The sequence below is a fragment of the Kitasatospora sp. NBC_01246 genome (genome assembly GCF_036226505.1).
Lineage (GTDB): Bacteria > Actinomycetota > Actinomycetes > Streptomycetales > Streptomycetaceae > Kitasatospora.
The window spans coordinates 6,869,538-6,893,090 of the sequence record NZ_CP108484.1 but is presented as its reverse complement, the minus strand read 5'-3'; the positions used below and the strand labels follow the sequence as shown (position 1 = coordinate 6,893,090).

Below are 23,553 nucleotides of genomic sequence, written 5' to 3'. Positions count from 1 at the left end.
GGGTGCGCTCCGTCAGCCGGAGCAGGCGATCCGCTGCGCCTGCTGCCAGGTGCAGACCGGGCAGAGCGTGACACCGGGGTGGTCGGCGGGCAGTTCGGTCGGCTCCCCGCACAGCACGCAGTCCGCGCGCGGCCCGGTCAGCTCCGGGTCGTGCGCCAGGGCGGCCTCCGGCCCGGTGCCACCGGGGGCGAGTGCGCAGACCGGGTCCGTTTCGTTCTTCACCGCTTCGCTCATGCGGCCTTGATACTCCGCGCCCCCACCCCTCGGCAAGGCCGGCCCCGGCCGGACGGGCCCGGAGCGCTGGGCGGACGGCCCCGCCGGCGAGGCCGAGGCACCGGCGGCCGGGCGGGCGGAGCTACCGAACCGGTACCCGCGACGCCCGGGCCCGGCCGGACGGACCCGAGGCGCCGCGAGTGCCAGGACGGGCGACCCGTCCGCCACCCCCACCCCCCGTCCCGACGGCCGGGTCCGGTTACCGTGAGGCGCATGCCCGCCTCCTCCGCCTCCCCCGCCTCGCTCCACCGGCGGTTGCTCGCCGCTCGCGCTGCCGCCCCGACCTACCCGGAGGTGGGCGCCACCCGCGAGGCCCGGCTCCCCGAGGGCTACGCCCAGCTCCGGCGGCGGATCCACCTCGGGCACGGTCCCGACGTCCTGGAGCGGGCCGGGCGGTACGTACTCGGCTGGGGCAGCCAGCTGGGCAGCGGCTTCGCCGTCCATCCGTACGCGCCGGCCGAGGAGGGCGCGACCATCCTGCTGCGGCTGAGCCTGCCCGGGCTGCGGCGGCCCCGGCTGGTGATCCCCTGCCGGGTGGTGTGGACGGTGGACGAGCCGGACCGGATCGGCTTCGCCTACGGCACCCTCCCCGGGCACCCGGAGTGCGGCGAGGAGGCGTTCCTGGTGACCATGGACACCGCGGGCGAGGTCTGGTTCGAGGTGACCGCGTTCGCCCGGCTCGCCTCCTGGTACGCGCGGCTCGGCCGCCCGGTGGCGGTGCTCTGCCAGTACCTGGCCATCGAGCGCTACCTCGCCGCCGTCGCCACGGCGGCCTCCCCCACCGGGGCGGCCACCCCACCGGAAGCCACGCCACAGGCCCCCGGCAGGACGGCCGGGCCGACGGCCGCACCGATCCTCCCCGCCCCCGGCCGGACCGACGGCCGCGCAGCCACCCGATAGCCGACCCGCCGACCCGCCGACCACGACCGCAGCCGGCCACCCCACCGGAGGCCACGCCACAGGCCCCCGGCGGGACGGCCGGGCCGGGGTGCGGGCCGGTCAGCCCAGGAAGGAGAGCCGGACCGTCCGGCGCGGGTTGTCTCGGTTGGTGTCGATCAGGACGACGGACTGCCAGACGCCGAGCGCCAGTTGGCCGCCGATCACGGGCAGGGTGGCGTGCGGGGCGACCAGGCCCGGGACGACGTGGTCGCGGCCGTGACCCGGGCTGCCGTGCCGGTGACGCCAGCGGTCGTCGGCGGGAAGCAGTTCGCGCAGCGTCGTGAGGAGGTCGTCGTCGCTGCCCGAGCCGGTCTCCAGCACGGCGATTCCGGCCGTGGCGTGCGGCACGAAGACGTTGAGCAGGCCGTCACGGCCGGCTGCCCGGTCGTTCAGGAACTCGGCGCAGCGGTCGGTGATGTCGAGGGCGACCTCGTGGCTGCCCGTGGTGATCTCGAAGGTGGTGGTGTGGAAGGGCGTGGAGTGGATGTTGTCCGCCATGAACGCCATCCTCACGTACCGCCGGGGGCACCGGGGCCCGCCTCGCCGACTCGCCGTGCTGGTGGGGGCAGGGGGCCGCAGGGTGGACTTCGGGCTGCTCCCGACCGGGCGGCCGGCCACGGGCCCGGTTTGGGCCCAAGGGCTTGGACCCAAGGAGCCCGAGGTCGGCCGAAGGACCCCGGGTACGCCGAAGACCCGACGGTCCCTGAGGTCCGCCGGGTCGGATGCCGGTGGGCGCGAGGGCTTGAGGCCCTAGCCGCGACCGCCGAACAGGCTCCGCCGCAGCCGGCGCAGCGGCGCCAGCAGCGACACCCGCGCATGGCGACGCGGCTCGGTCGGGGCACTGGAGCCGCGCGGCGTCAGTTCCCTTATCAACCCGAGTGCCTCGGCGGTGTCCACCGCCGGGAGTGCGGGCGCGCCGAGCACTGCCAGGTGACGCTCGATCCGACGGCCGGTCGCGCCGACGCCGCACTGGATCGCCGGCACGCGGGGCCGGGACCGCACTTGCATGTGTTCCATCAGTTTTTCCCACCCCTACGAGGCGCCAGGGCCGTGAGGCGAAGACTATCCGTGACAGACGGCCTTCGCGCAACCGTCCTGGTGTGCTGCCACCGTATCGTGCGGCGTCAACTGACGCCGCACCAGGGGCCGCCCGGAGCGGTTACGACTGAGCATCAATGATGGTGCACGACCGGCCGCGCGTCACGGGTGCCTCGGGGGTACGCGCCCGGCGCTTGCCGGGGAGGTACGCGCCGGGCGTGCGGGATCACCGTCGATCACGACCGGCGGGGCCCGGACGCGACCGGCGGTCGCCCCGCACGCCACCGGAGCGCCACCGACCACTCGGAAGAGACAGTTCAGAAAGTGAACACAATCGAGGGATTGACGTGGGGGAAACCTCCAAGCAATATCTTCATCGACCGCGCGAACACGGATCCCGCTCAAGAACCGCTCAATCGTGCGTTCGACTGATGAAGAATTCCGGCTCCCCCGAGCCACTGCCCGGCCACCTCGACGCTGCGGTGGCCAGGCCCGGGAGGCGCTGGGACGGGCGGCCGGCCGTGAGGGTCGGCCGGGCCGCCACCAGGCTGCCGGTGCCGCCCCGTACGGGGCCCGGCACCGGCGGTTCCGGGCCCGCGGACGGTCTCCGGTACGGCCCGGTAGCGAGGCACCGGACCGAAGCCCGCCCCCACGCTCCCGCGACGCATCTCACACCCCCGCACCGCGCCCCCGCCCGGCACCGCGCACCGCACCCCCACCCCGTGCCCCGACCCCGCGCGAATCCGCTCCCCGGCGGCGCTCGGTAGACTCGGCCAGCGTGCCAGTCCTCCTCAGCATCGTGCTCCCGGTCCACGGAGTCGAGCGCTACCTGCCCCGCTGCCTCGACTCGATCCTGGAAGCCACTCCCCTCGGGGAGTCGCGCTTCGAGGTGATCGCGGTCGACGACCTCTCCCCCGATCGCTGCGGCGCGATCCTGGACGAGTACGCCGCCCACGACCCGCGGTTGCGCGTGCTGCACCTCACCGAGAACCAGGGTCTCGGTGGCGCCCGGACCGCCGCCCTCCCCGAGGTGCGCGGCGAGTACGTCTGGTTCGTCGACAGCGACGACTGGCTGCCGGACGGCACCGTCTCCGCGCTCCTCGACGAGCTCGCGCAGGAACGCGCCCGCGAGACCCCGGCCGACGTCCTGGTCACCGACTTCACCCACGTCTACCCCGACGGCGGGACCGAGCCGAACCCCTGGCGCCACGTCCTGGTCGGCTCGCCGCTGGCCGACGGCTGCGCCCTCGCCGACCACCCCGCGCTGTTCCGGACCGTGATGTCGGTGTGGAACAAGGTCTTCCGCCGCGACTTCCTGCTCGGCCTCGACGTCTCCTTCGGGCGCGGCTTCTACGAGGACATCTCGGTCACCTACCCGGCCCTGCTGGCCGCCGGACGGCTGCGCTACCTCGACCGGGTCTGCTACTTCTACCGGCGCGGCCGCCCCGGCGCGATCACCAGCACCGCCTCCCCCAAGCACGCCGACGCCTTCGCCCAGTACGACGCGATCTTCGCGTTCCTGGACCGCCCGGACCGGCCCGGCCGCCCGGTGCCGGACACCCTGCGCACCCTCGTCTTCGAGCGGACCGTCCAGCAGGCGCTGACCGTCCACGACACCCCCGGGCTGGTCCCGGCCGGGCTGCGCAAGGACTTCTTCCGGCGGATCGCCGAGCACTTCGCCCGCCACCGCCCGGCCGGCTACCAGTTCCCCGGCGGCCTGCGCGGCGTGCAGTACCGCCTGGCGGCGCGCGGTGCCCGGGTCGCCTACGCGGAACTGCGCCGCACCGGCCGGCTGCCGCGCGAACTCAAGCGGGGGGCGCGGGCCGTCGCCCCGGCGGTGAAGAAGGGGGTGCGCAGCGGCGCCCGCTTCACCGCGTACAACGCGTTCCGCCGGCTCCCGCTGGACGAGCACCTGGCGGTCTACGCGGCGTACTGGCACCGGGGTTACGCGTGCAGCCCGGCGGCGATCTACGAGAAGGCCAGGGAACTCGCCCCGGACGTACGGGGCGTGTGGGTGGTGGAGAACCGGAAGCAGGCGGCCACGCTGCCGACCGGGGTGCCCTACGTGATCGTCAACACACCGGCCTACCTGAAGGCGATGGCGACCGCCAAGTACTTCGTGAACAACGTCAACTTCCCGCGCACGATGGTGAAGCGGCCGGGGACGGTGCACGTCCAGACGCAGCACGGCACGCCGCTGAAGGCGATGGGGATGGACCTCCGGGACCACCCGGTGGCCGCCGACGGGATGGACTTCGACCGGCTGCTGGAGGCCGTCGACCGCTGGGACTTCCTGGTCTCCTCCAACCCGCACACCAGCGAGCACTTCGCCCGGGCCTTCCCCGGCCGCTACGAGATGCTGGACACCGGCTACCCGCGCAACGACCGGCTGGCCGTCAGCACGCCGGCCGAAGTCGCGGCGATGCGCGAACGGTTCGGGCTGGCACCGGACACCACGGCGGTGCTGTACGCGCCGACGCACCGCGAGGGTCGGGGCGGGTACGTCCCGCTGCTGGACGTCCGCGAGCTGGCCCGGCGGCTGGGCCCCGGCTTCACGCTGCTGGTGCGCACGCACTACTTCCACACCGGGGGCCCGGGCGACTTGGCGGCGGGTGAGGACGCGGCCGCGATCGTGGACGTCTCGGCGCACCCGACCGTGGAGGACCTCTACCTGGCGGCGGACGTCCTCGTCACCGACTACTCCTCGATGATGTTCGACTACGCCGTGCTGGACCGGCCGATCGTGGTCTTCGCGCCGGACTGGGAGGAGTACCGGCGGGTGCGCGGCGTCTACTTCGACCTCTTCGCGGAGCCGCCGGGCGCGGTGACGGTGGATGCCGACGGGCTGGCCTCGGCGCTGCTGGCCGGCGACCCGGAGCCGGCGGCGCGGGCGAAGTTCCGCGAACGGTTCTGCCCGTGGGACGACGGCGGGGCGAGTGAGCGGGTGGTCCGCCGGGTGTTCCCGACCCGGGCCTGAGCAGGCGCCGGCCGGGCCGCCCGGAGGGCCGGACCGACCGGCCCGGGAACGCGGCGGGCCGGACCGACCGGCCCGGGAACGCGGCGGGCCGGACCGACCGGCCCGGGAACGCGGCGGGCCGGACCGACCGGCCCGGGAACGCGGCGGGCCGGACCGACCGGCCCGGGAACGCGGCGGGCGGGACCCCGGGAATACCGGAGCCCCGCCCGATGCGGGCTCGGCCCGGTACGGACTCGGCCCTGAACGGGCTTCGGTCCGGTACCGGCTTCGGCCCGAAGCCGGCTCAGCCCTGACGCGCGGCGAGGAACTCGTCGAAGGTCAGCTCGCCGTCGTGGTTGGTGTCCATCTGCTTGATGATGGCCTCGGCCATCGAGATCGACGTGGTCAGGTCGCCGAGCTCGCGGGCGACCTTCGCGTACTCGACGGCGGTGATCCGGCCGTTGCCGTTCACGTCGTACTTGTCGAACGCCGCGCGGATGGTGTCGACGTCTGCCATGGGTGGCCCCTCCTGAGGAACTGCATGCCTGCGATGATCCGCATGACTGCTGATGTGCGTTTCCGACGGCCGTACCCTACCCGGCCGTGGTGAGCGCCACGGTTGCCGGGAGTGGACGGGCTCGGGGGTGGGTGTCGTAGTCTGCGGGTCTGATCCCGGCCCGGCCGGGGAACGAACGCCGATCGTCGTCTGTTCAGGCCCGGGCTCGTCTCGGGCGTGCTCGTCCTGGGAGGGACCATGCTCGATCTCGTCACCAAGCTGGTGCTGAAACCGCTCGCGCGGGGGATCTGGCGGCCGACCATCGAGGGCCTGGAGAACGTGCCGCGCAAGGGCGGCGTGATCCTGGCCAGCAATCACCTCTCCTTCATCGACAGCGTGGTGATCCCGCTGACCGCGCCGCGCCGGGTGCACTTCCTGGCCAAGGCCGAGTACTTCACCGGTACCGGGATAAAGGGCGCGCTCTCCAAGGGCTTCTTCGAGGCGATCGGCGCGGTGCCCGTCGAGCGCGGCACCTACCGCTCCGCGCAGGCCTCGCTGGAGTCGGCCCTGGAGATCCTGGAGGACGGCAAGGCCTTCGGCATCTACCCCGAGGGCACCCGCTCGCTCGACGGTCGCCTCTACCGCGGCAAGACCGGCGTGGCCTGGCTGGCCCTCACCGCCGGCGTCCCGGTGGTACCGGTGGCGCTGGAAGGGCCCGACCAGATCCTGCCGATCGGCAAGCGCGTCCCGCGCCTGCGCAAGGTGACGGTCCGCTTCGGCGAGCCGCTGCACTTCGACGAACTGCACGGGCAGGCCCGGTCGCTCAAGGCCCGCCGGCAGGTCACCGACGAGGTGATGCGGGCGATCCAGCAGCTCTCCGGCCAGGAGATCGCGGAGACCTACAACGAGATCCCCAAGGCCGCCTGACCGTCACCCGAGCCCGCGCCGCGGACCGGCCGCCCCGACGGCTACCGCTTTTCGAGCACCGGGACCGGCGCCTCACGGCGCAGCAGGGCCGCGTACCGGCCGTCGGCCTCGACCAGTTCGTCGTGGGTGCCCTGTTCGACGACCTCGCCCCGGTCCAGCACGACGATCCGGTCGGCGGCCCGGACGGTGGAGAGCCGGTGGGCGATGGTGATGGTGGTGCGGTCGGCCGCTAGGGTGTCGATGGCCTGCTGGACGGCCTGCTCGGTGCGGTTGTCCAGCGCGCTGGTGGCCTCGTCCAGGATCAGCACGGGCGGGTTGCGCAGAACGGTCCGGGCCAGCGCGAGACGCTGCTTCTCCCCTCCCGAGAAGCGGTAGCCGCGCTCCCCGACCAGGGTCGCGTAGCCGTCCGGGAGTCCGGCGATGGTGTCGTGGATCTGCGCGGCCCGGGCGGCGGCGACGAGTTCCTCGTCGGTGGCGTCCGGCTTGGCGAAGCGCAGGTTGTCGGCGACCGAGGCGTGGAAGAGGTACGTCTCCTGGGAGACCACGCCGACCGCCCGTGACAGCGAGTCGAAGGAGAGCTCGCGGACGTCCACCCCGTCGATCGTCACCCGGCCGCCGGTGACGTCGTAGAGGCGGGGGACGAGGTAGCTGAGCGTGGTCTTGCCGGAGCCGGTCTCGCCGACCACGGCGAGCGAGCTGCCGGCCGGGACCTTGAGCTCCACCCCGGCGAGCGTGGGCCGCTCCTGCTCGGGGTCGTAGCGGAACTCGACGCCCTCGAAGCGGACCTCGCCGCGGATCTTCTCCAGGACGGTCGGCCGCTCGGGCTCGGCGATCTCCACCGGGAGGTCGAGGTACTCGAAGATCCGCTGGAACAGCGCCAGCGAGGTCTGCACCTGGACACCGGTGGAGAGCAGGCTGATGGTCGGGCGGAACAGGCCCTGCTGGAGCGAGACGAAGGCGACCAGGGTGCCGACCGAGACGATCGGCGAACCGCCGGCCGAGGCCAGTCCGGCCGCCCAGTAGATCACCGCGGGCATCGCGGCCATCACGATCTGGATGGTGTTCATCCGCCAGCGCCCGGCCATGCTGGAGCGCACCTCCAGCTCGGCCAGCCGGTCGGACTGCCCGGTGAAGTCCGCGGCGAGCGAGTCGGAGCGGCCCATGGTGCGGCCGAGCAGGATGCCGCTGACCGAGAGGGACTCCTGCACGGCCGAGCTCATCGCGGCGAGCTGCTTCTGCCGCTCACCGGTGATCTTCTTGCGCTCGTTGCCGACCCGGCGGCTGATCCAGACGAAGACCGGCAGGAGCAGCAGCGAGACGACGGTGAGCCGCCAGTCCAGCGCGACCATCGCGACCACCGAGGCGATCACGCTGGTGAAGTTGGAGACCAGCGAGGTGGCGGTGGAGGTCACGGTGGACTGCATGCCGCCGATGTCGTTGGCGATCCTGGACTGCACCTCGCCGGTGCGGGTGCGGGTGAAGAACGCCAGCGACATCCGCTGGAGGTGGCCGTAGACGGCGGTGCGCAGGTCGTGCATCACGCGCTGGCCGACGGTGGTGGAGATCAGCGTCTGCAGCACGTTGAAGATGCTGTTGACCACGGCGGCGGCGATCATGCCAAGCGCGAGCAGGCTGAGCAGGCCGGTCCGGCCCTGCGGGATGGCGGTGTCCAGCACGGCCTTCAGCAGGAACGGCGTGACCACCGAGACGACCGCGGAGGCCGCCACCAGCACACCGACCACGGTGAGCCGGCCGGAGTACGGGCGGAACAGCGCGAGGATGCGGCGCCACTGGGCCGGCGGGCGGGGCTCTCCCTCGGCCTGGGCGGGCGGGGTCCAGCTGATGCCGTCGGGCCTCAAGGGCGGGCCTCCTGGGGTCGGACGCGCGGGCGCGCGGCGGGCACGGCGCCGCAGGGGGCTGCGGCGGGCGTGGCGGGCGTGGTGGACACGGCGGTCGGGCGGCCACCGGCATAGCGAGGATAGCTCATAGTTAGCTAAGCTAATAGTGAGACTGTTCCTATTCCATGGCCGCCCCTGGGGGACCGGCGCCGCCCGACCCCGCCCGCCGAACCGGTACGTCAGTCGGTCCGGTACGTCCGCGCCGCCTTCGAGGAGACCCCGCCGAGCTTGCCCGACGGCAGCACCCGGGCGATCGCGACCGCGAGCTTGTAGCGCTTGCTCGGCACGGACAGCGAGCGGCCGCGCGCCAGGTCCCGCATGGCCTCGGCGACCACCCGCTCGGCGGACAGCCAGCCCCAGGAGGGGATGTTGCCGGTGCCCATGCCGGCCCGCTCGTGGAACTCGGTGTGGGTGAAGCCCGGGCAGAGCGCCATCAGCCGCACGCCGGTGCCGCCGAGGTCGCGCATCACGCCCTGGGTGAAGCTCACCACCCACGCCTTGCTGGCCCCGTACGTGCCGCGCGGCAGGAACGCCGCCACCGAGGCGACGTTGACGATCGCGCCGCGGCCGCGCTCGCGCATGCCGGGCAGCGCCGCCGTGGTGAGCCGCAGGATCGCCTCGACGTGCACCTTCAGCATGTCCAGCTCGTCCTGGAGCGGGACGGTCAGGAAGGCGCCCTTGTTGCCGAAACCGGCGTTGTTCACGAGCAGGTCCACCGGGTGGGCCGGGTCGGCCAGCCGGGTCTCGACGGCCGCGATACCGGCCTCGGTGGCCAGGTCCGCGGTGAGCACCTCGGTGTCGATGCCGAACTTCGCCCGCAGGTCGGCGGCCGCACGCTCCAGCCGCTCGGTGTCCCGGGCCACCAGGACGAGCCGGTAGCCGCTCCGGGCGAGCCGGCGGGCGAACGCGGCTCCGATGCCGGCGGTCGCGCCGGTGATCAAGGCAGTGGTCATGCAGCGACCGTATCTACTCGCGGGTATCCGCGACACCCCGGGCGCTCTCACTGCGCGCCGGTGAGGTACCTCTCGGTGACGGTGGTCACGGAGCGTACTGCGGTGGCGCCGGATGGTTCGTGCTCCTATCGTCGATGAAGGGGGCATCGCCGGACCAGGCGATGGAACTTCGATGAGGAGGCACTCAGATGCTTACTCAGACCACGCGGACGACGCTCGCCACCCAGGCCGAGCTCGACGCACTAGGCATGTTGATCACGGAGGACGAGGCGACCGTCAGCGACGCGCCCACGTACCGCCCCGAAGCCGCCGCCCTGCTGCTCCTGGCAGGAGCGCTGCTGCTGTCGCCGAAGCCGCCGAAGGAGAAGACCCGGTAATTCGGGACCGACGGCACCCGGCACCGCGCGGAGTCCGCGGGCGCACAGCGGGCCCGTGACACCGCGAAGCCCTCTTCAAGGAGAAGTACGCACCATGCCAACCGTCGATCTCTCGCTCCGCGACGAATACGCCGCAGCGGTGGAGCGGCTGGCAGGCCGCACCCTCGACGCCCTCCGTGGCGTCGAGGGCGCGGTCGCGCCCGCCGCGCCCGACACCGGCCCCGCGCCGCGTCCGGTCCTCGCCGCCGCCCGGGTGCTCGGGCCGGACGTGCTCGCACCGCAGGTGCTGGGCGTGGCCGGGGCCGACGAACAGGCCGTCCTGCTGCTGACCGAAGCCCACCGGGCCTTCCCCCTCGCCGGCTTTCCGGCGCCCACCGAACCGGGGTTCCCCGTCCCCGCCCGGTCCGCCGACGACGACCGGGCGGCCGGTGCCGTCCTCGTCGCCGCGTGGCGGGACTGGGCCACCACCGTGCTGCTCGCCCGGGCGCCCGGACCCGCCGCCGACCTCCTGTTCCCCGAACCGGTCGGCGACACGGCGCACGACCGCGGCGTGCCCCACCCCGGTCACGCCCCGCGGCCGGAGCCCCACGCCTGGCAGGCCTGGTCGGTCCGGATGGCCCAGCTGTCCGCCCTCGCCCTCCCCGGCCTCGACGGCCCCGTGCACGACGCGGCCCGCGAGCACGGTCTCGCCCTGGCCCGCGGCGCCGTCCGTTCGCTGCTGCGCTGCGACTACCGGGTCGCCGCCCGGCTGACCAGATGGCTCGCCTGGCTCGCCGCCGACGGACGGCCGCTGCCCCTGGAGGTCGAACCCATGCTGGACCGGATCCGGGCCGTGGGTGACGGCAGTGCGCGCACCGCCCTCGAACTCGCTGTGGCCGAACACCTGCTGAGCGGAGCGGCTTCATGACCGATAACCAGCTCCTGTCCTCCGCACAGCAGTTGGGATCGCGTGCGATGGCCTGGCTGCACGACTGCCACGAGCGCGGCTTCGGCCGGCTCCCCGACGACGTCACCATCGACCTGGCCGATCCGAACAACGCCTACAAGCCGCTCGCCGAGTCCGCCCTCGCCGCGTCACTCGTCCTGCGGGACGGCGTCACCGGCCCCCACGACGCCCGCATCGCCCGCGAACTCCTGGACTTCGGCTGGTCCCAACTGCGGGAGGGGAACCTCCTGTACGAGCGGCTGCTGCGCTACCCCGTGATGACCGACCCGCTGGAGACGTACGTCCACTTCGCCCGGTCCGGCTACCGGCACGCCCCGCTGGAGGAGCTCCTGGAGTCCCTGACGAAGGTCCGCGGGATCCAGGCCATCGAGATGATGCCCAACCGGCGGCTCGCCCTCGCCAACGCGCGCCGGGTGATCGGACTGCGCAATCAGCCCGACGACTGGGACGCCCTCACCTCCCGGACCTGGCTCGGCGCGACACCGGAACCCTGGGCCATCGACTGGCTGACCGGTTACCACATCACCCACGCCGTCTTCCACCTCACCGACTGGGGTGCCCGGCCCGAGGGCATGCCCGAACCGATGCGCGACTACGTCCGCAACTGGCTGCCGGTCTGGGTCGACACCTGGCTGGAGGTCGGCCAGTGGGACCTCGTCGGCGAACTCCTGGTGGTCGACTCGTGCATCGGGGAGCCCGTCACCGGCACGCAGGGCTGGGAGGCGCTGGCCGCGATCCAGCGCGAGGACGGGCTGATCCCGCGCGAGAGCGCCGAGCCGGTCTCGGACGACCCCGAGCAGGCCTTCCGCGACCACGAGCACACCGCCGTCGTCGCCGTGGTGGCTGGCACCGTCACCCTGTCGCGGGCACTCGGCGGCGCCGCGGTCGCGGCCTGAACGCGATGACCGACCCGGACACGATGACCGGCCCGCCCTCCGCCGCCCGCCGGGCGGGGGAGGGCGGCCTGCACGGCTTCAGCGGCCCGGGTGCGGACCAGGTCCCCGCCCTCGTCCGGGCCGCCGCGCCGTACGCCACCGCCGTGACGCTGGCCGTGGCCCGCGGGGACCGGACCGCCGTCCACTGCCACGGCCGGACCGACCTCGACGGGGAGCCCTGCACGCCCGAGACCGTCTACGAACTCGGCTCCGTCACCAAGACGTTCACCGCCCTGCTGCTCGCCGTCATGACCGCACGGGGCGAAGTCGCCCTGGACGACCCGCTGCAGCGGCACCTCCCAGCGGACTGGTGCCCGCCGGACGTCCGGCACGGCGGCCCGATCCGGCTGCTCCACCTGGCCACCCACACCTCGGGCCTGCCCAAGCTCCCGCCCGGACTGCTCGCGACCGCCCTCCCCAGCTGGGCCCGCAATCCGTACGCGGGCTTCGACGACCGACGGCTGCGCGCCGGCGTGGCCCGAACCAGCGTGCGCCACGCGCCCGGTACGCGCTACGGGTACTCCAACTACGGGGTCGGCCTGCTCGGCCGGCTGCTCGCCGAGGCGGGCGGCACCGGCTACGCCGAGCTGCTCGCCGACCGCCTCTGCCGCCCCCTCGGCCTGCGCACCGCCACCTGCTCCCCCGACGCCCCGCACCGCGCCACCGGTCACCGGCGCGGTCGCCCGATCCCGCCGTGGCTCATCCCCGGGCTGCCGGGCGCCGGCGCCGTCCGGGCCGGCGGCGCCGATGTGCTGCGCTTCCTCCGCGCCCACCTGTCGCCGGACGAAGGCGAGTTGGGGCACGCGCTGCGCGACGTCCAGCGCCCACGGCTTCGGCTGTCCCGATCGGGCGACCGGATCGGCCTGGTCTGGAACCTGCGCAGGACGCCGGACGGCCGCGATCTCTACTTCCACTCCGGCGCCACCCGCGGGTTCACCGTCGTCGTCGGCTTCTGCCCGCAGACCGCGACGGCGGTCGCCGCCCTCACCAACACCGGTCCGGCGCTCGACGGGCGCTTCGTGCAGTCGGCGTACGACACTCTGAAACAGCTCGCGAAGCCGGCGAACTGAGCGGCGCCCCGGCCCGGCCGGCCCGGCGGGACGGGGCCGGCCGGGCCCGGCGGTCAGGGCTTCTCGGGGTGCGCGGCGCTGTCCGCGGCGCCGCCGGCGCCGACCGGGCGGAGTCGGGAGGCCGCGGTGGCGGCCAGCTGCGGGGCGAGCCGGGCGATGTCGCGGGAGCCGACGGCGGCGATCAGCGAGGGCAGGATCCAGCGGACCGGCTGCATGCCGCGCAGCCAGGGCTGGGCGTAGACGTGGGCGGAGCGGCGGGCGATGCCGGCGACCAGGCGGTCCACGGCCGGGCCGAGCGGGTACGTCTTGTTGGCCGGCCAGGGCAGGCGGTCGCGCATCTGCTTGAGGACGGCGTCCTGGTCGGCGCCGCGGACCATGTCGGTGTCGGTCCAACTCAGGTAGCCGACACCGACCTTGACGCCCTGATGGGCGACCTCGGCGCGGATCGAGTGGGCGAAGGCCTCGACGCCGGACTTGCTGGCGCAGTACGCGCTCATCAGCGGGGCGGGCGTGAGCGCGGCGAGCGAGGCGATCTGGAGCAGGTAGCCGCGGCTCTCGGCGAGGGCCGGCAGGAAGGCCCGCGCGGTGGCCACGCTGCCGAGCAGGTTCACCTCGATCACCCGGCTGAACGCCCGGTGGTCGCTGTCCAGCAGCGGGCCGCCGATGGCGATGCCAGCGTTGGCGACCACCACGTCGATCCGGCCGTAGTGCTCCTTGATCCGGCGGGCGGTCTCGGTGAGCGCGTCGATGTCGGTGACGTCGGCCTCCCAGGCGGTGGCGCCCGGGCCGCAGAGTGCGGCGACCTCCTTGAGCTCGGCCGGTTCCAGCCCGAGCAGCGCCACCTTGGCGCCCTGCAGGGTGAGCTTGCGGGCCAGGGCGGCGCCGACCCCGCGCGCGGCACCCGTGACGACGACGACCTGTGCGGACAGCGGCAACGTGGCACTCATGCGGTCAGGCTCCTCTGGGGGGAAGGACGGTGGACGGCGGGCAGGTGGGCGGTCGCGAGCCGCTCGATCTCGGCGGCGACCTCGGCGGGCCGCTCGATCGGCACCATGTGGCCGGCCCCGGGCAGCAGGAGCAGCCCCTGCGGGTCGGGCAGCGCGGCGACGATGCGGTGCGCGTGCGCCGGCGGGGTCAGCCGGTCGTCGGTGCCGACCACGACGGCGGTCGGCACGGTGAGCCGGGCCAGCCCGGCGCGGACGTCGAGCGAGTCCAGGACGCCGGCCCAGCGGGCCCGGACGGCGGTCGGACAGGCGTGCACCACCCGGGCCGTCGCCTCGACCCGGTCGGCGGGCGAACCCGCCCCCATGGTGACGTACTTGAGCGCCGCACGGCTGACCGGGCCGACCGGACCGAGCGGCAGCCGGGAGCGCAGGCCCTGCCGGTGCAGGAAGCGCCGCAGCCGTGCCGGGCGCACCGCCTCCGGCAGTACGAGCAGCTCGGTCACCAGGTCGGCCGGGCCGGTGGAGACCAGCACCGCGGCGGCGGTCCGCTCGGCGACCTCGGGGCGGCCGGCGGCGGCCATCACGGTCATACCGCCCATGCTGTGGCCGACCAGGACGGCCCGCTCCCCCGCCGGGACGGTCCGGGTGAGCACGGCGGAGAGGTCCTCGGCGAGCGCCCGGGTGGAGTAGCGGAGCCGGCTGGGCGGGACCTCGCTGCGGCCGTGGCCGCGCTGGTCGTAGGCCACCACCCGGTAGCGGTCGGCGAGCCGGTGGATCACCGGCGCCCAGAAGACGGTCGAGCAGGTCCAGCCGTGGGCGAGCACCACGGTCGGGGCGCCGGGCTGCCCGTGGATCTCGGCGTGCAGCCGGCTCCCGTCGGCCGAGCGGATCACCAACTCCTCGGCGGGGGCGGGCGGGACGCAGTCGGCGGGGATCGCGGGGCTCATGCCAGCGCCTCCTCGGGCGTCCCGGCGCTCCGGTCGGCCGGCACGGTCCGCATGATCAGCTCGTACTCGGCGAGGTCGACCTTGCGGGTGGCCCGGCGGAAGGAGGTGGTGGAGCCGGGCCAGAGCACGGTGTTCTTGCCGCTGCTGTCCAGGTACCAGCTGCGGCAGCCGCCGGTGGTCCAGACCGTCCGGTCCATCCGGTGCTGGAGTTCGAGGTTCCAGTGCCGCTGGGCGCGGGCGGTCGGCTGCATCGCGGTGGCGCCGACCGAGCCGAGCGTGGTGAGGGCGTCGACCAGGTAGTTGAGCTGGGACTCGATCATCAGGATCATCGAACTGTTGCCGAGGCCGGTGTTGGGGCCGATCACGAAGAACAGGTTCGGGAAGCCGTGCACGGTGGAGCCGCGCAGCGCCTCCATGCCGTCCTTCCACTCCTCCGCCAGGCTGGTGCCGTTGGCCCCGAACACCCGGGCGCCGATGGGCATGTCGGTGACGTGGAAGCCGGTGCCGAAGACGATCGCGTCCACCTCGTGCTCGCTGCCGTCGGAGGCGACCAGGGTCGAGCCGCGCACCTCGCGCAGGCCGGCGGCGACCACCTCGGTGTTGGCGGCGGCCAGCGCCGGGTAGTAGGTGTTGCTGAGCAGGATGCGCTTGCAGCCGATCCGGTAGTCCGGCGTGAGCTTGGCGCGCAGCGCCGGATCGGTGACGCTCTGGGCGATGTGCCGCTCGGCGAGCTGCTGGACGAGCTTCAGCAGGCCGGGCCGGCGGACGAACGCGTCCACCTGGAGCTCGCGGAGCGCGAAGAGGGTGCCCCGGCGGAGCTTGGCGGTGAGGGGCAGCCGGGTGTGCAGCCACTTCTCGGCGTCGGTGATCGCGCGGTCGCGGCGCGGCAGGACCCAGGCCGGGGTGCGCTGGAAGACCGTCAGCCGGCCCACCTCGGGCTGGATGTTGGGAATGATCTGGGCGGCGGAGGCTCCGGTGCCGACCATCGCGACCCGCTTGCCGGCGAGGTCGAAGTCGTGGTCCCAGCGGGAGGAGTGGAACACCTTGCCGGTGAAGGAGTCCAGGCCCGGCAGGTCGGGGATCTGCGGGTCGGCGAGCGGCCCGGCGGCGGAGACCACGGCGTCGGCCGTCCACTGGCCGGCCGTGGTGGTGATCCGCCAGCGGGTCCGGTCGGCCTCCCAGCGGGCCTCGGTGACCTCGGCGTTGAACCGCAGGTGCGGGCGGATGCCGAAGACGTCGGTGACCTTCTCCAGGTAGGCGCGGATGTCGGGCTGGCCGGAGAAGCTGCGCGGCCAGTCGGGGTTGGGTGCGAAGGAGAAGGAGTACAGGTGGGAGGGGACGTCGCAGGCGCAACCGGGGTAGCTGTTGTCCCGCCAGGTGCCGCCGACCGAGTCGGCGCGCTCCAGGATGACGAAGTCGGTGATCCCGGCGCGGCGCAGCCGGACGCCGGCGCCGATGCCGCCGAAGCCGGAGCCGATGACGGCCACCCGGACGTGCGGGGCGTCGGGTGCGGCCGGGGTGGCTTCCGGGGCCGGGGTGGTGTCCGGGGCGGTGTCGGCCGGGCCGGACGAGGCGTCGAGCGGGGCCCGGTCGGACGCGTCGGGGCGGGGGCGCTTCGTGCTGGATGCCATGCGGCGTCCTCCTGAGGGTGGGGGCCGTGAGGTGCGCACTGCCGCGACGTGCCGTCGTGCGTCCTGCCATCGTGCCGTCATGCCGTCGCGATAACCATGCCAGCAATCACTGGCACGATTGGCAGAGTAGCCCCTGTCGCCGACGGGGGGAAGAAGCCCGGCCACGTCACTTCGGCGATCGCCGGTCCTATGCTGAGCGCCGTGGACAAGGTCAGAGCGGGTGCGGGCGACGGACGACGCGAGTACCGGGTGGAGGAGCTGGCCGAGGCGGCCGGCATCACCACCCGGACGCTGCGTTTCTACCGCGAGCGCAAGCTGCTCCAGCCGCCGCGCAAGGAGGGCCGGATCGCCTGGTACGGCGAGGCCCATCTGCACCGGCTGGGGGTGATCGCCGAACTGCTGGAGCGCGGCCACACCCTGGGCGGCATCGCCGAGCTGATCGGCGCCGGGGAGAGCGGCCGGGACGTCGCCGAGCTGATCGGCCTGGAGGCCGCGATCATCGCGCCCTGGTCGGACGAGACGCCCGTCCACCTCGACTGGGACGAGCTGAAGACCGCCTTCGGTGACCAGCTCACCGAGGAGAACACCGCCGAGTCCGTCGCCCAGGGCTACATCTCGGTCGAGGAGGACGGGATCACCCACGTCAGCCGGCGGCTGATGGACGCCACCACGGCCCTGGTCGCCGAAGGCGTGCCGCTCGCGGTCGTGCTGGAGGCCAGCCGCCGCGCCCAGGAGCACGTGGACGCGATCGCCGAGATCTTCACCGCGCTGGCCCGCGACCAGCTCCTGGGCCCGCTCGCCGCCGACACCCCGCTGCCCCCCGGTGAGGCGGCCCGCCTCACCGAGCAGATCCTCCGGGTGCGGCCACTGGCCCGGACGGTCACGGACGCCCAGTTCGCCCTGGCCATGGACCGGCGGGTGCACGCCGAGTACGACGGGCTGCTGCGCCAGCGCCGGGAGCAGCGGGAGGACGGCGGTACGGACGACCGGCGGGACGGCGGAGCGGACGAGCGGCGGGACGCGGACGGCCGGGGCGACCCCGGCACGCCCTGCGCGCAGGCGTAGCCGCACCCTCCCGCGGGCAGGGATCCGGGCGCCGCGCCGCCTTCCGGATCGGAGTCGCTCGATGCTCCCCGCGCTCACCCGCCGCACCGTGCTCACCCTCGCCTCCGGGCTCGCACTCGCCGCCTGCGGCTCGGGCGGCGGCGGCTCGACCGGCGGCGGCTCCGGGGCCACGGCGGCCGCCACCCGGGTCGTGCGGCACGCGCGCGGCGAGAGCACCGTGCCGCAGCGCGCCGCCCGGGTGGTCGTCCTGGACACCGACGCCCTGGACTCCGTCGTCACCCTCGGCCTCACCCCGGTCGGCGCCACCACCACCGCCGAGGGCACGCCGTTCTCCGGCTACCTGCCGGCGGACCGGCTGGCCGGGACGAAGGCCGTCGGCACCATCGGCCAGCCCAGCCTGGAGAGCATCGCGGCGCTCAGACCGGACCTCATCCTGAGCAACCAGGTCCGCGACGACAAGCGGTACGACGAACTGTCGAGGATCGCGCCGACCGTCCTGACCGAGACCACCGGGCCCGCCTGGAAGGAGAACGCCCGGCTGCACGCCGAGGCGCTCGGCCGCCGGGCCGAGGCCGAGGCGGCCGAGGCGGCGTACCGGGCCAAGGTGACCGAGCTGGTCACCGCCCTCGGCGGCCCGGCGAGCGTCGCGGCCACCCGGGTGGAGATGGCCCGCTTCCTGGCCGGCGCGCCCACCCGGCTCTACCTCAACGACACCTTCGTCGGCTCGCTCTTCAAGGACCTCGGCCTGGGCCGCCCGGCCAACCAGGACAAGCCCGGCTTCTCGATCGAGATCAGCCCCGAGCAGGTCGACCAGGCGGCCGCCGACGTCATCTTCTACTCGGTGTACGGCGACGCGGCCAAGTCGGACCGGGCGAGGATCGTCGACGGCTCGCTCTGGAAGAACCTGGACGCGGTACGCGCCGGGCGGGTCTACCAGGTGGACGACGGCCTCTGGATGCTCGGCATCGGCTACACGGGCGCGGGGCAGATCCTGGACCGGATCCGCGCCGCGCTGGTCGGCTGAGCCGGTCCGGCCGCACCACGGTCCGGCCACCCCCGGACCGCCCTCGGACCCGGCGCACCGAACCGGGCGGGTCGCGCCGCTCCGGGCGACCTCCGGCCGCCCTTGGGCGGTCCTCCAAGGTGACCGAACGCTCCGAATCGACTGCACTGGGTGATCGTACGGTTACCCGGGTGATCATCCAGGTCGTACGGTCGGAGCTCACCCGCGGGCCGCCGGTACCGGCTCGGGCCGGTGGTGGGAGGCGGGCGCCCACCCCGGCTCCGCGTGGGGGTGCAGCACGATGTCCGTGGTCACGAGGTTCCGTTCGGCGGCGCAGCTGACGGGTGGTGGGGTGCTGCTCTGGTCGCTGCTCGGCCGGTTGCCGAACGCGATGTGCCCGATCGGCACCCTGCTGCTGGTCACCCGGAACACCGGCAGCGTCTGGCGCGGCTCGGTGGTGGCCGGGGCGCTGGCCCTCGGTCAGGCGGTCGGCGGGCCGCTGGTCGGCCGGCTCGCGGACCGGCGCGGGCAGCGCACCGTCGGCCTGGTCACCGCGCTCGTCAACACGGTCGCGGTGCTCGCCCTGGTGGCCGCGTCCGAGGGCGGTCTGCCGCTCGCCGCACAGATCGCGCCGGCCGCGCTGATCGGCCTCTCGGTCCCGCTGGTCGGGCCGCTGTCACGCAGCCGCTGGGTCCGGCTGGCGGGCGGGGACGCGGAGTTGACGTCCTCGATGCTCTCGCTGGACGGCATCGTGGACGAGGTCAGCTTCACCACCGGGCCGGCCCTGGTCGGTCTGCTCGCCACCCTGGTCTCCCCGGCCGCCGGGCTGCTCACCGCGGCGGCGCTGGTCGGCGTCGGCGCCACCCTGTTCGCGCTGCACCCGACCGCGCCGCCCGGTACCGGGCCGGACGCCCGGCGGCGCTCCGCCGAGCCCCTGATGAGCCCTCCGTACGTGCTGCTGCTCGCCGGGATGGCGCTGCTGGGCGCCTGCTTCGGCTCGGTGCAGGTCGGGGTCACCGCCACCACGGACGCGCTGGGCCGGCCCGGTGCGGCTGGGTTGATCTACGGCTTCATGGGATTCACCAGTGCCTTCGCGGGCATCGCCACCGCCGCGCTGCCGGCCCGTTGGGAGCTGGCGGCCCGGTTGCGGGCCGGGACGGTCCTGCTGTTCGCCACCTCCGTCCTGCTGCTCTTCTCCGGTGGCGGCGTACTCGCCCTGGCCGGAGCCGTCGGGTGCCTGGGCATGGCCGTCGCACCTCAGATGATCACCATGTTCGGCCTGGTGGAGCGGACCGTGCCGACGGCGCGGCTCGGCGAGGCGATGGCGGCGCTGGTCAGCGCGATCATCCTGGCCCAGTCGGCGGGGACGTTCCTCGGCGGCTGGGCGGCCGACCACCTCGCGCCCGAAGCGCCCTTCCGGATCACCGTCGTCGCCGCGGCGGCCGCCCTGCTGCTCGCCGCCGCGACGGCCACCGACCGCCGCTACCCGCGCCGTTCGGCGCTGCCGGTACCACTGCCGGCACCGGTACCGGTGAAGACGGACACCCTGGACCCGGCGGTCGAGCCGGTCCCGGTCCGTGGGGTGAAGACCGCACAGAACGCCCCGAATGTGCGGCCGTTGCGGGCCGGCCGTGAAGGAAGCGAGGAGCCGATCCGGCCCTCCCGGGCGTAATACCCTATCCCCCACCACAGGTTAGGCTCTCTCCCCGGTGTCCGCGCCGTACCGTCGCGCGGGCACCGGTGGCAGGTGGACCGACGGACCGGAAGACGGGGGAACGGGGAAGCATGAGCGACGGAGCAGCGCCGGGCGGCGGCGGGGACGGATACGGCGTCAGCGTGGCCGGTCTGAGCGGCGTCACGGACCAACTGAACAAGACGGCGACGGACATCGCCGCGGCCAAGACCGCCTACGCGGGCTCGGTCTGCTACGCGGCCACCGCCTTCGGCGAGTTCGGCATGGACAGCGCGTGGTCCTCCTTCGACAGCGCCTGGTCGAAGGAGATCACCGTCACCCAGCGCGCGCTGGACGAGCTGTCCCAGAAGATGTCGACCACCACGGCCAACTACCGCAACGCGGAGAAGGCCATCACGGCCTCGCTGGTGCCGGCGGGCGGCGGCCGGTGAGCAAGGTCAAGGATCTGGAGAAGGCGCGGCACACCATCGAGAAGGTGAACTTCATGTTCGCCAACCTCCACCTGCTGGAGGGGATCGACCAGGCGCTGGCCGTGCCGGAGCCGGTCGGCGACGTGAGCGCCGTGCAGGCCCGCGCCAAGGACTACGGACAGGCGGCGGCCTCCTTCGGCCAGGCCTCGCAGGACCTCTCCGGGATCGCCACCAACCAGCTGCCCGCGGTCTGGAGCGGCTCGGTGGCCGAGCACGCGACGCAGGCGATCCACGCGATGTCGGAGGAGACCACCACCTCCCAGCAGACCCTCGCCCAGGCCGCCGTCCTGCTGGACACCTGGGCGAGCGAGCTGGACTGGGCGAAGAAGACCGACACCCAGGGCCGCGAACAGCTGCGGTCCGCCGGGGAGCGGGCCCGCCAGGACCCGGGCGGCTTCGACCAGGACGCGATGGCGACCGCGCTGGCCGGCGTCGACGCCCGGCTCGCGGCGGCCCGGCGGGTGGAGAGCACCGGCACCAGCACCGCCAGCAAGCTGAACCAGCTGGCCTCCGCGGCGCGCGCCTCGCGCGCCGGGATGGGCTCGATCGACCCGCTGGCCGCGGTGGTCCTGGCCACCGAGAAGAACCCCGGCGCGGGCGAGGACGGCGGCTACATCCTCACGCCCAACCAGCTCGACCGGGCCAACCAGACCCTCGGTGTGATGACCGGCGCCGACCAGGCGGCGTTCCGCGCGCTGCTGTCCGGCGCGAAGTCCCCCGAGGAGGCGGCCTACCTCTGGAAGGCGCTGGCGGCCGGGCACTCGGTGTCCGACATCCAGCGGTTCGACGCCCAGATCCACCCGCACGGCGACGACCCGGCCTGGCTCGCCAAGCACCTCGTGCCGGCCACCAGCACCGGCGACACCGGCCGGGAGTCCTCGGACAACCTCGACGTCACCTACGGCGGCCAGAACGTCAACATCGACGGCTACGGCCTCTATTCGCAGCGCAACGTCAGCGACTGCGTGGCGGCCTCCACCGTGATCGCCCAGGCCAAGCTGGACCCGCTGATGATGTTCCAGCTGACCACCGGCGGCACCCCGGACGCTCCCGGCGCCGACTCCCCGGAGAACTTCGAGAAGCGGCTGCAGGACACGTACCTCAACGAGTACAAGGACGGCCAGCGGGTCGACGGGAACAAGAAGGTCTACCCGCAGGTGGACAGCGGGCTCGGGCCGAAGGCCCAGACCTACCTGGCCGACAAGGACCTCGGCAAGGCCACCGGCGCCGACTACGAGCACGTCGAGCTGGAGAGCGACGAGGACCGGCGGGCGGCGCTGGCGCGGATCGAGAAGTCCGTCGACGAGGGCCTGCCCGTCCCGATCACCGTGCGGAACGACGACTCGGGTCACCAGATGATGATCATCGGGCGGGACGGTGACAAGCTGCAGGTCTACAACCCCTGGGGCTTCACCTCCTGGGTGACCGAGGAGCAGTTCGTCAACAGCCAGCTCGGCGGACTGACCCCCGGTGAACACCCCCTCAACAAGTCGACCGCGCTGGAGCTGCCGAAATGACGAACGTCCGCCCCGACGCCGAACTGGCGGACCTCGACGTCGCCGCCGCCATCACCCGGGGCCTGCTGCTCACCGGTGGCCCGCGCCAGGCCCTGTTCACCGAGGCCGCCATCGCGGCCGCCCACCGCGCCGAGGCGGCGGGCATCGGCGCGTACCCGCTGGGCTTCCTGGCCCAGCACGTCCGCGCCGGCGGCTTCGCGGCGGCCCTCGCGCTGCCCGAGCCGGTCATCGGCGAGCCGGGCCGGACCGTCGTCCGCGAGTGGCTGCAGGCCGCCGCCGCGAGCGGCGCCGACCTCGGGCGCGAGCACCTGTTCGCGCGCTGGCTGGCGGAGGTCGCGGCGCTGATCGAGCTGCGGCGCAACGCCCGGGAGGCGGACGCCCGGTGACCGCCCGATCCCCGCGCCGCCCGCTCGCCCTCGCGGCCGCCGCCCTGCTGGCCCTGGCGCCGGTGGCCGGCTGTTCGTCCTCCGGCGGGCCGTCGTCGGACGAGCGGCCGGACACCGTCCTCGCCCTGCCCGCCGACCTGGAGGCCGAGGCCGTGGCCGGCGGCAAGCCGGCCTTCGAACCGGCCGACGTCCACCTGGCCGTCGGCCGCTCGGTCGGCGTCAGCCTGACCTCCGCCCCGCTGCCGCACGGCTGGCAGCTGACCGGCGAGGGCGACCGGGCCGTCCTGCACCGGGACGCGGACGCCAAGTTGAGCAGCTGCCCGCCCGACTCCGCGGGCTGCGGCCACACCGTCCGCCAGACCTGGACCGCGACCGCCGCCGGCAGCACCACGCTCACCTGGCACTACGTCGACCGCGCCACCTGCCGCGAGCCGGGCGACGCCGCCTCCTGCAAGGTGCTGGCGGTCAAGGACGTCCGGGTCACCGTCGGCTGACCGCCGCCGGGGCCCGGGGAGACCGGCCGGGCCGCCGAGGCCGGGGCGAGTCGGGAGCAACGGCGCTCATGGGGTGGGAAGTCGGCCGGGCCGACTTCCCACCCCGGCGGCGACGCCCGGACCCGGCAGGCGGGGTCAGGCACCCCAGGTCCGGCTGCAGAGCACCAGCCGGTACCCGTCCGGGTCCGCGACGGTCACGCCGTACTCGTCCCAGTACGGGTTGTGCGCGGCTACCCGGGTGCCGCCGGCGGCCTCCAGCCTGGCCACGGCGGCCTCGTCGACCGGCGCGCCCAGGTAGACGACGAAGAGGTCGTCCACGGTCGGCGTCGGCTCCAGCGGGTGCTCCGGGTCGCGGGTGAGCTCGAAGTGCCAGCTGCCGCCGGCCGGGCCGACCATGATCAGGTCGTGCTCGCCGGACACCCGCTCGGTGGTGCGCCAGAGGACGTCGAGCCCCAGGCCGTCGACGTAGAACCGCTCGGCGGCGGCGAGGTCCCGGGAGGGGCGGGCGACCCGCACCCGCATCGTCGAATCGATCATCGGGCGAGCCTATCCGGGCACCTGACATCCCCTCAGCCCGGGGGCCGGGGGCGCCCGC

The 23,553-nt window shown here is 74.1% G+C and carries 24 protein-coding genes; 14 read left to right on the top strand and 10 right to left on the bottom strand.

All coding sequences use genetic code 11. The features are described 5' to 3' along the window. Positions 1 to 12: 12 nt before the first annotated feature. Entirely contained in the window at positions 13 to 234 is a 222-nt protein-coding gene (locus OG618_RS29235; protein WP_329490554.1) for a hypothetical protein, read from the bottom strand. A gap of 252 nt (positions 235 to 486) precedes the next feature. Here OG618_RS29235 and OG618_RS29230 point away from each other — a divergent pair, with 252 nt between their 5' ends. Then, positions 487 to 1,173: a DUF1990 family protein gene (locus OG618_RS29230; protein ID WP_329490553.1), complete on the top strand. Its 687-nt coding sequence runs from the start codon at positions 487 to 489 to the stop codon at positions 1,171 to 1,173. 99 nt (positions 1,174 to 1,272) lie between these two features. Here the strand turns inward: OG618_RS29230 and OG618_RS29225 are convergent, their stop codons facing one another. Together OG618_RS29225 and OG618_RS29220 are read right to left on the bottom strand one after the other, a co-directional pair. Continuing rightward, positions 1,273 to 1,710, bottom strand: a complete 438-nt coding sequence (locus tag OG618_RS29225) for a YjbQ family protein (protein WP_329490552.1) — start codon at positions 1,708 to 1,710, stop codon at positions 1,273 to 1,275. Positions 1,711 to 1,962: 252 nt separating this feature from the next. Then, positions 1,963 to 2,229, bottom strand: coding sequence for a hypothetical protein (locus tag OG618_RS29220; RefSeq protein ID WP_329490551.1), 267 nt, complete (start codon positions 2,227 to 2,229; stop codon positions 1,963 to 1,965). A 799-nt stretch (positions 2,230 to 3,028) separates the two neighbouring features. On the opposite strand from OG618_RS29220, the gene OG618_RS29215 reads away from it, so the two are divergent. Beyond that, on the top strand, positions 3,029 to 5,227 hold the full coding sequence (locus OG618_RS29215) for a bifunctional glycosyltransferase/CDP-glycerol:glycerophosphate glycerophosphotransferase (protein ID WP_329490550.1): 2,199 nt from the start codon (positions 3,029 to 3,031) through the stop codon (positions 5,225 to 5,227). Between the two features lie 283 nt (positions 5,228 to 5,510). On the opposite strand, the gene OG618_RS29210 is transcribed toward OG618_RS29215, so the two are convergent. Then, positions 5,511 to 5,723 carry an EF-hand domain-containing protein gene (locus OG618_RS29210; RefSeq protein WP_329490549.1) on the bottom strand — a complete coding sequence of 71 codons (213 nt, stop codon included), beginning with the start codon at positions 5,721 to 5,723 and terminating at the stop codon, positions 5,511 to 5,513. A gap of 237 nt (positions 5,724 to 5,960) precedes the next feature. Here OG618_RS29210 and OG618_RS29205 point away from each other — a divergent pair, with 237 nt between their 5' ends. Further along, positions 5,961 to 6,629, top strand: a complete 669-nt coding sequence (locus tag OG618_RS29205) for a lysophospholipid acyltransferase family protein (RefSeq protein ID WP_329490548.1) — start codon at positions 5,961 to 5,963, stop codon at positions 6,627 to 6,629. A 41-nt stretch (positions 6,630 to 6,670) separates the two neighbouring features. Here the strand turns inward: OG618_RS29205 and OG618_RS29200 are convergent, their stop codons facing one another. Further along, positions 6,671 to 8,488, bottom strand: coding sequence for an ABC transporter ATP-binding protein (locus OG618_RS29200; protein WP_329490547.1), 1,818 nt, complete (start codon positions 8,486 to 8,488; stop codon positions 6,671 to 6,673). Positions 8,489 to 8,706: 218 nt separating this feature from the next. After that, a complete protein-coding gene (locus tag OG618_RS29195) occupies positions 8,707 to 9,480 on the bottom strand; it encodes an SDR family NAD(P)-dependent oxidoreductase (protein WP_329490546.1) in 774 nt (257 codons plus the stop codon). Positions 9,481 to 9,668: 188 nt separating this feature from the next. On the opposite strand from OG618_RS29195, the gene OG618_RS29190 reads away from it, so the two are divergent. The 4 genes from OG618_RS29190 (at position 9,669) to OG618_RS29175 (ending at position 12,808) form a co-directional block, all read left to right on the top strand. Then, on the top strand, positions 9,669 to 9,857 hold the full coding sequence (locus OG618_RS29190) for a hypothetical protein (protein WP_329490545.1): 189 nt from the start codon (positions 9,669 to 9,671) through the stop codon (positions 9,855 to 9,857). A 94-nt stretch (positions 9,858 to 9,951) separates the two neighbouring features. Continuing rightward, positions 9,952 to 10,764: a hypothetical protein gene (locus tag OG618_RS29185; protein WP_329490544.1), complete on the top strand. Its 813-nt coding sequence runs from the start codon at positions 9,952 to 9,954 to the stop codon at positions 10,762 to 10,764. After that, complete coding sequence (locus OG618_RS29180; protein WP_329490543.1) at positions 10,761 to 11,699, top strand: DUF6895 family protein; 939 nt, start codon at positions 10,761 to 10,763, stop codon at positions 11,697 to 11,699. The genes OG618_RS29185 and OG618_RS29180 overlap by 4 nt, the downstream gene beginning before the upstream one ends. 5 nt (positions 11,700 to 11,704) lie before the next feature. Further along, positions 11,705 to 12,808 (top strand): serine hydrolase domain-containing protein, encoded by a 1,104-nt coding sequence (locus tag OG618_RS29175; protein WP_329490542.1) that lies wholly within the window; start codon positions 11,705 to 11,707, stop codon positions 12,806 to 12,808. Positions 12,809 to 12,861: 53 nt separating this feature from the next. Here OG618_RS29175 and OG618_RS29170 read toward each other — a convergent pair whose 3' ends face one another. The 3 genes from OG618_RS29170 to OG618_RS29160 are packed head-to-tail and all read right to left on the bottom strand — an operon-like array spanning position 12,862 to position 16,330. Beyond that, positions 12,862 to 13,755 carry an SDR family oxidoreductase gene (locus OG618_RS29170; protein ID WP_329490541.1) on the bottom strand — a complete coding sequence of 298 codons (894 nt, stop codon included), beginning with the start codon at positions 13,753 to 13,755 and terminating at the stop codon, positions 12,862 to 12,864. After that, complete coding sequence (locus tag OG618_RS29165; protein WP_329490540.1) at positions 13,752 to 14,699, bottom strand: alpha/beta fold hydrolase; 948 nt, start codon at positions 14,697 to 14,699, stop codon at positions 13,752 to 13,754. The genes OG618_RS29170 and OG618_RS29165 overlap by 4 nt, the downstream gene beginning before the upstream one ends. After that, positions 14,696 to 16,330 carry a flavin-containing monooxygenase gene (locus OG618_RS29160; protein ID WP_329490539.1) on the bottom strand — a complete coding sequence of 545 codons (1,635 nt, stop codon included), beginning with the start codon at positions 16,328 to 16,330 and terminating at the stop codon, positions 14,696 to 14,698. The genes OG618_RS29165 and OG618_RS29160 overlap by 4 nt, the downstream gene beginning before the upstream one ends. Before the next feature lie 189 nt (positions 16,331 to 16,519). Between OG618_RS29160 and OG618_RS29155 the strand changes: the two genes are divergently transcribed. From OG618_RS29155 to OG618_RS29125, 7 genes are all read left to right on the top strand, one after another. Continuing rightward, a complete protein-coding gene (locus tag OG618_RS29155; RefSeq protein WP_442906879.1) occupies positions 16,520 to 17,395 on the top strand; it encodes a MerR family transcriptional regulator in 876 nt (291 codons plus the stop codon). A 61-nt stretch (positions 17,396 to 17,456) separates the two neighbouring features. Then, a complete protein-coding gene (locus OG618_RS29150; RefSeq protein WP_329490537.1) occupies positions 17,457 to 18,419 on the top strand; it encodes an ABC transporter substrate-binding protein in 963 nt (320 codons plus the stop codon). Positions 18,420 to 18,699: 280 nt separating this feature from the next. Next, complete coding sequence (locus OG618_RS29145; protein ID WP_329490536.1) at positions 18,700 to 20,070, top strand: MFS transporter; 1,371 nt, start codon at positions 18,700 to 18,702, stop codon at positions 20,068 to 20,070. Positions 20,071 to 20,183: 113 nt separating this feature from the next. Continuing rightward, on the top strand, positions 20,184 to 20,522 hold the full coding sequence (locus tag OG618_RS29140; protein WP_329490535.1) for a type VII secretion target: 339 nt from the start codon (positions 20,184 to 20,186) through the stop codon (positions 20,520 to 20,522). After that, the gene (locus OG618_RS29135; protein WP_329490534.1) at positions 20,519 to 22,078 is read left to right on the top strand and encodes a hypothetical protein; all 1,560 of its coding nucleotides are present in this window, start codon (positions 20,519 to 20,521) and stop codon (positions 22,076 to 22,078) included. Before OG618_RS29140 ends, OG618_RS29135 begins: the two co-directional genes overlap by 4 nt. Then, the gene (locus tag OG618_RS29130; protein ID WP_329490533.1) at positions 22,075 to 22,464 is read left to right on the top strand and encodes a hypothetical protein; all 390 of its coding nucleotides are present in this window, start codon (positions 22,075 to 22,077) and stop codon (positions 22,462 to 22,464) included. The genes OG618_RS29135 and OG618_RS29130 overlap by 4 nt, the downstream gene beginning before the upstream one ends. Further along, the gene (locus tag OG618_RS29125; protein ID WP_329490532.1) at positions 22,461 to 22,958 is read left to right on the top strand and encodes a hypothetical protein; all 498 of its coding nucleotides are present in this window, start codon (positions 22,461 to 22,463) and stop codon (positions 22,956 to 22,958) included. Before OG618_RS29130 ends, OG618_RS29125 begins: the two co-directional genes overlap by 4 nt. 135 nt (positions 22,959 to 23,093) lie before the next feature. On the opposite strand, the gene OG618_RS29120 is transcribed toward OG618_RS29125, so the two are convergent. Continuing rightward, complete coding sequence (locus tag OG618_RS29120) at positions 23,094 to 23,495, bottom strand: VOC family protein (RefSeq protein ID WP_329490531.1); 402 nt, start codon at positions 23,493 to 23,495, stop codon at positions 23,094 to 23,096. Positions 23,496 to 23,553: the final 58 nt, after the last annotated feature.

What these genes read in the sequence shown, in the direction of transcription:
- OG618_RS29175 (WP_329490542.1), top strand. Translation starts at nt 11,705, where the DNA reads ATGACCGACCCGGACACGATGACCGGCCCGCCCTCCGCCGCCCGCCGG.
- OG618_RS29235 (WP_329490554.1), bottom strand. Translation starts at nt 234, where the DNA reads ATGAGCGAAGCGGTGAAGAACGAAACGGACCCGGTCTGCGCACTCGCC.
- OG618_RS29195 (WP_329490546.1), bottom strand. Translation starts at nt 9,480, where the DNA reads ATGACCACTGCCTTGATCACCGGCGCGACCGCCGGCATCGGAGCCGCG.
- OG618_RS29185 (WP_329490544.1), top strand. Translation starts at nt 9,952, where the DNA reads ATGCCAACCGTCGATCTCTCGCTCCGCGACGAATACGCCGCAGCGGTG.
- OG618_RS29225 (WP_329490552.1), bottom strand. Translation starts at nt 1,710, where the DNA reads ATGGCGGACAACATCCACTCCACGCCCTTCCACACCACCACCTTCGAG.
- OG618_RS29230 (WP_329490553.1), top strand. Translation starts at nt 487, where the DNA reads ATGCCCGCCTCCTCCGCCTCCCCCGCCTCGCTCCACCGGCGGTTGCTC.
- OG618_RS29145 (WP_329490536.1), top strand. Translation starts at nt 18,700, where the DNA reads ATGTCCGTGGTCACGAGGTTCCGTTCGGCGGCGCAGCTGACGGGTGGT.
- OG618_RS29170 (WP_329490541.1), bottom strand. Translation starts at nt 13,755, where the DNA reads ATGAGTGCCACGTTGCCGCTGTCCGCACAGGTCGTCGTCGTCACGGGT.
- OG618_RS29120 (WP_329490531.1), bottom strand. Translation starts at nt 23,495, where the DNA reads ATGATCGATTCGACGATGCGGGTGCGGGTCGCCCGCCCCTCCCGGGAC.
- OG618_RS29165 (WP_329490540.1), bottom strand. Translation starts at nt 14,699, where the DNA reads ATGAGCCCCGCGATCCCCGCCGACTGCGTCCCGCCCGCCCCCGCCGAG.
- OG618_RS29160 (WP_329490539.1), bottom strand. Translation starts at nt 16,330, where the DNA reads ATGGCATCCAGCACGAAGCGCCCCCGCCCCGACGCGTCCGACCGGGCC.
- OG618_RS29155 (WP_442906879.1), top strand. Translation starts at nt 16,520, where the DNA reads ATGCTGAGCGCCGTGGACAAGGTCAGAGCGGGTGCGGGCGACGGACGA.
- OG618_RS29205 (WP_329490548.1), top strand. Translation starts at nt 5,961, where the DNA reads ATGCTCGATCTCGTCACCAAGCTGGTGCTGAAACCGCTCGCGCGGGGG.
- OG618_RS29210 (WP_329490549.1), bottom strand. Translation starts at nt 5,723, where the DNA reads ATGGCAGACGTCGACACCATCCGCGCGGCGTTCGACAAGTACGACGTG.
- OG618_RS29190 (WP_329490545.1), top strand. Translation starts at nt 9,669, where the DNA reads ATGCTTACTCAGACCACGCGGACGACGCTCGCCACCCAGGCCGAGCTC.
- OG618_RS29140 (WP_329490535.1), top strand. Translation starts at nt 20,184, where the DNA reads ATGAGCGACGGAGCAGCGCCGGGCGGCGGCGGGGACGGATACGGCGTC.
- OG618_RS29130 (WP_329490533.1), top strand. Translation starts at nt 22,075, where the DNA reads ATGACGAACGTCCGCCCCGACGCCGAACTGGCGGACCTCGACGTCGCC.
- OG618_RS29150 (WP_329490537.1), top strand. Translation starts at nt 17,457, where the DNA reads ATGCTCCCCGCGCTCACCCGCCGCACCGTGCTCACCCTCGCCTCCGGG.
- OG618_RS29180 (WP_329490543.1), top strand. Translation starts at nt 10,761, where the DNA reads ATGACCGATAACCAGCTCCTGTCCTCCGCACAGCAGTTGGGATCGCGT.
- OG618_RS29220 (WP_329490551.1), bottom strand. Translation starts at nt 2,229, where the DNA reads ATGGAACACATGCAAGTGCGGTCCCGGCCCCGCGTGCCGGCGATCCAG.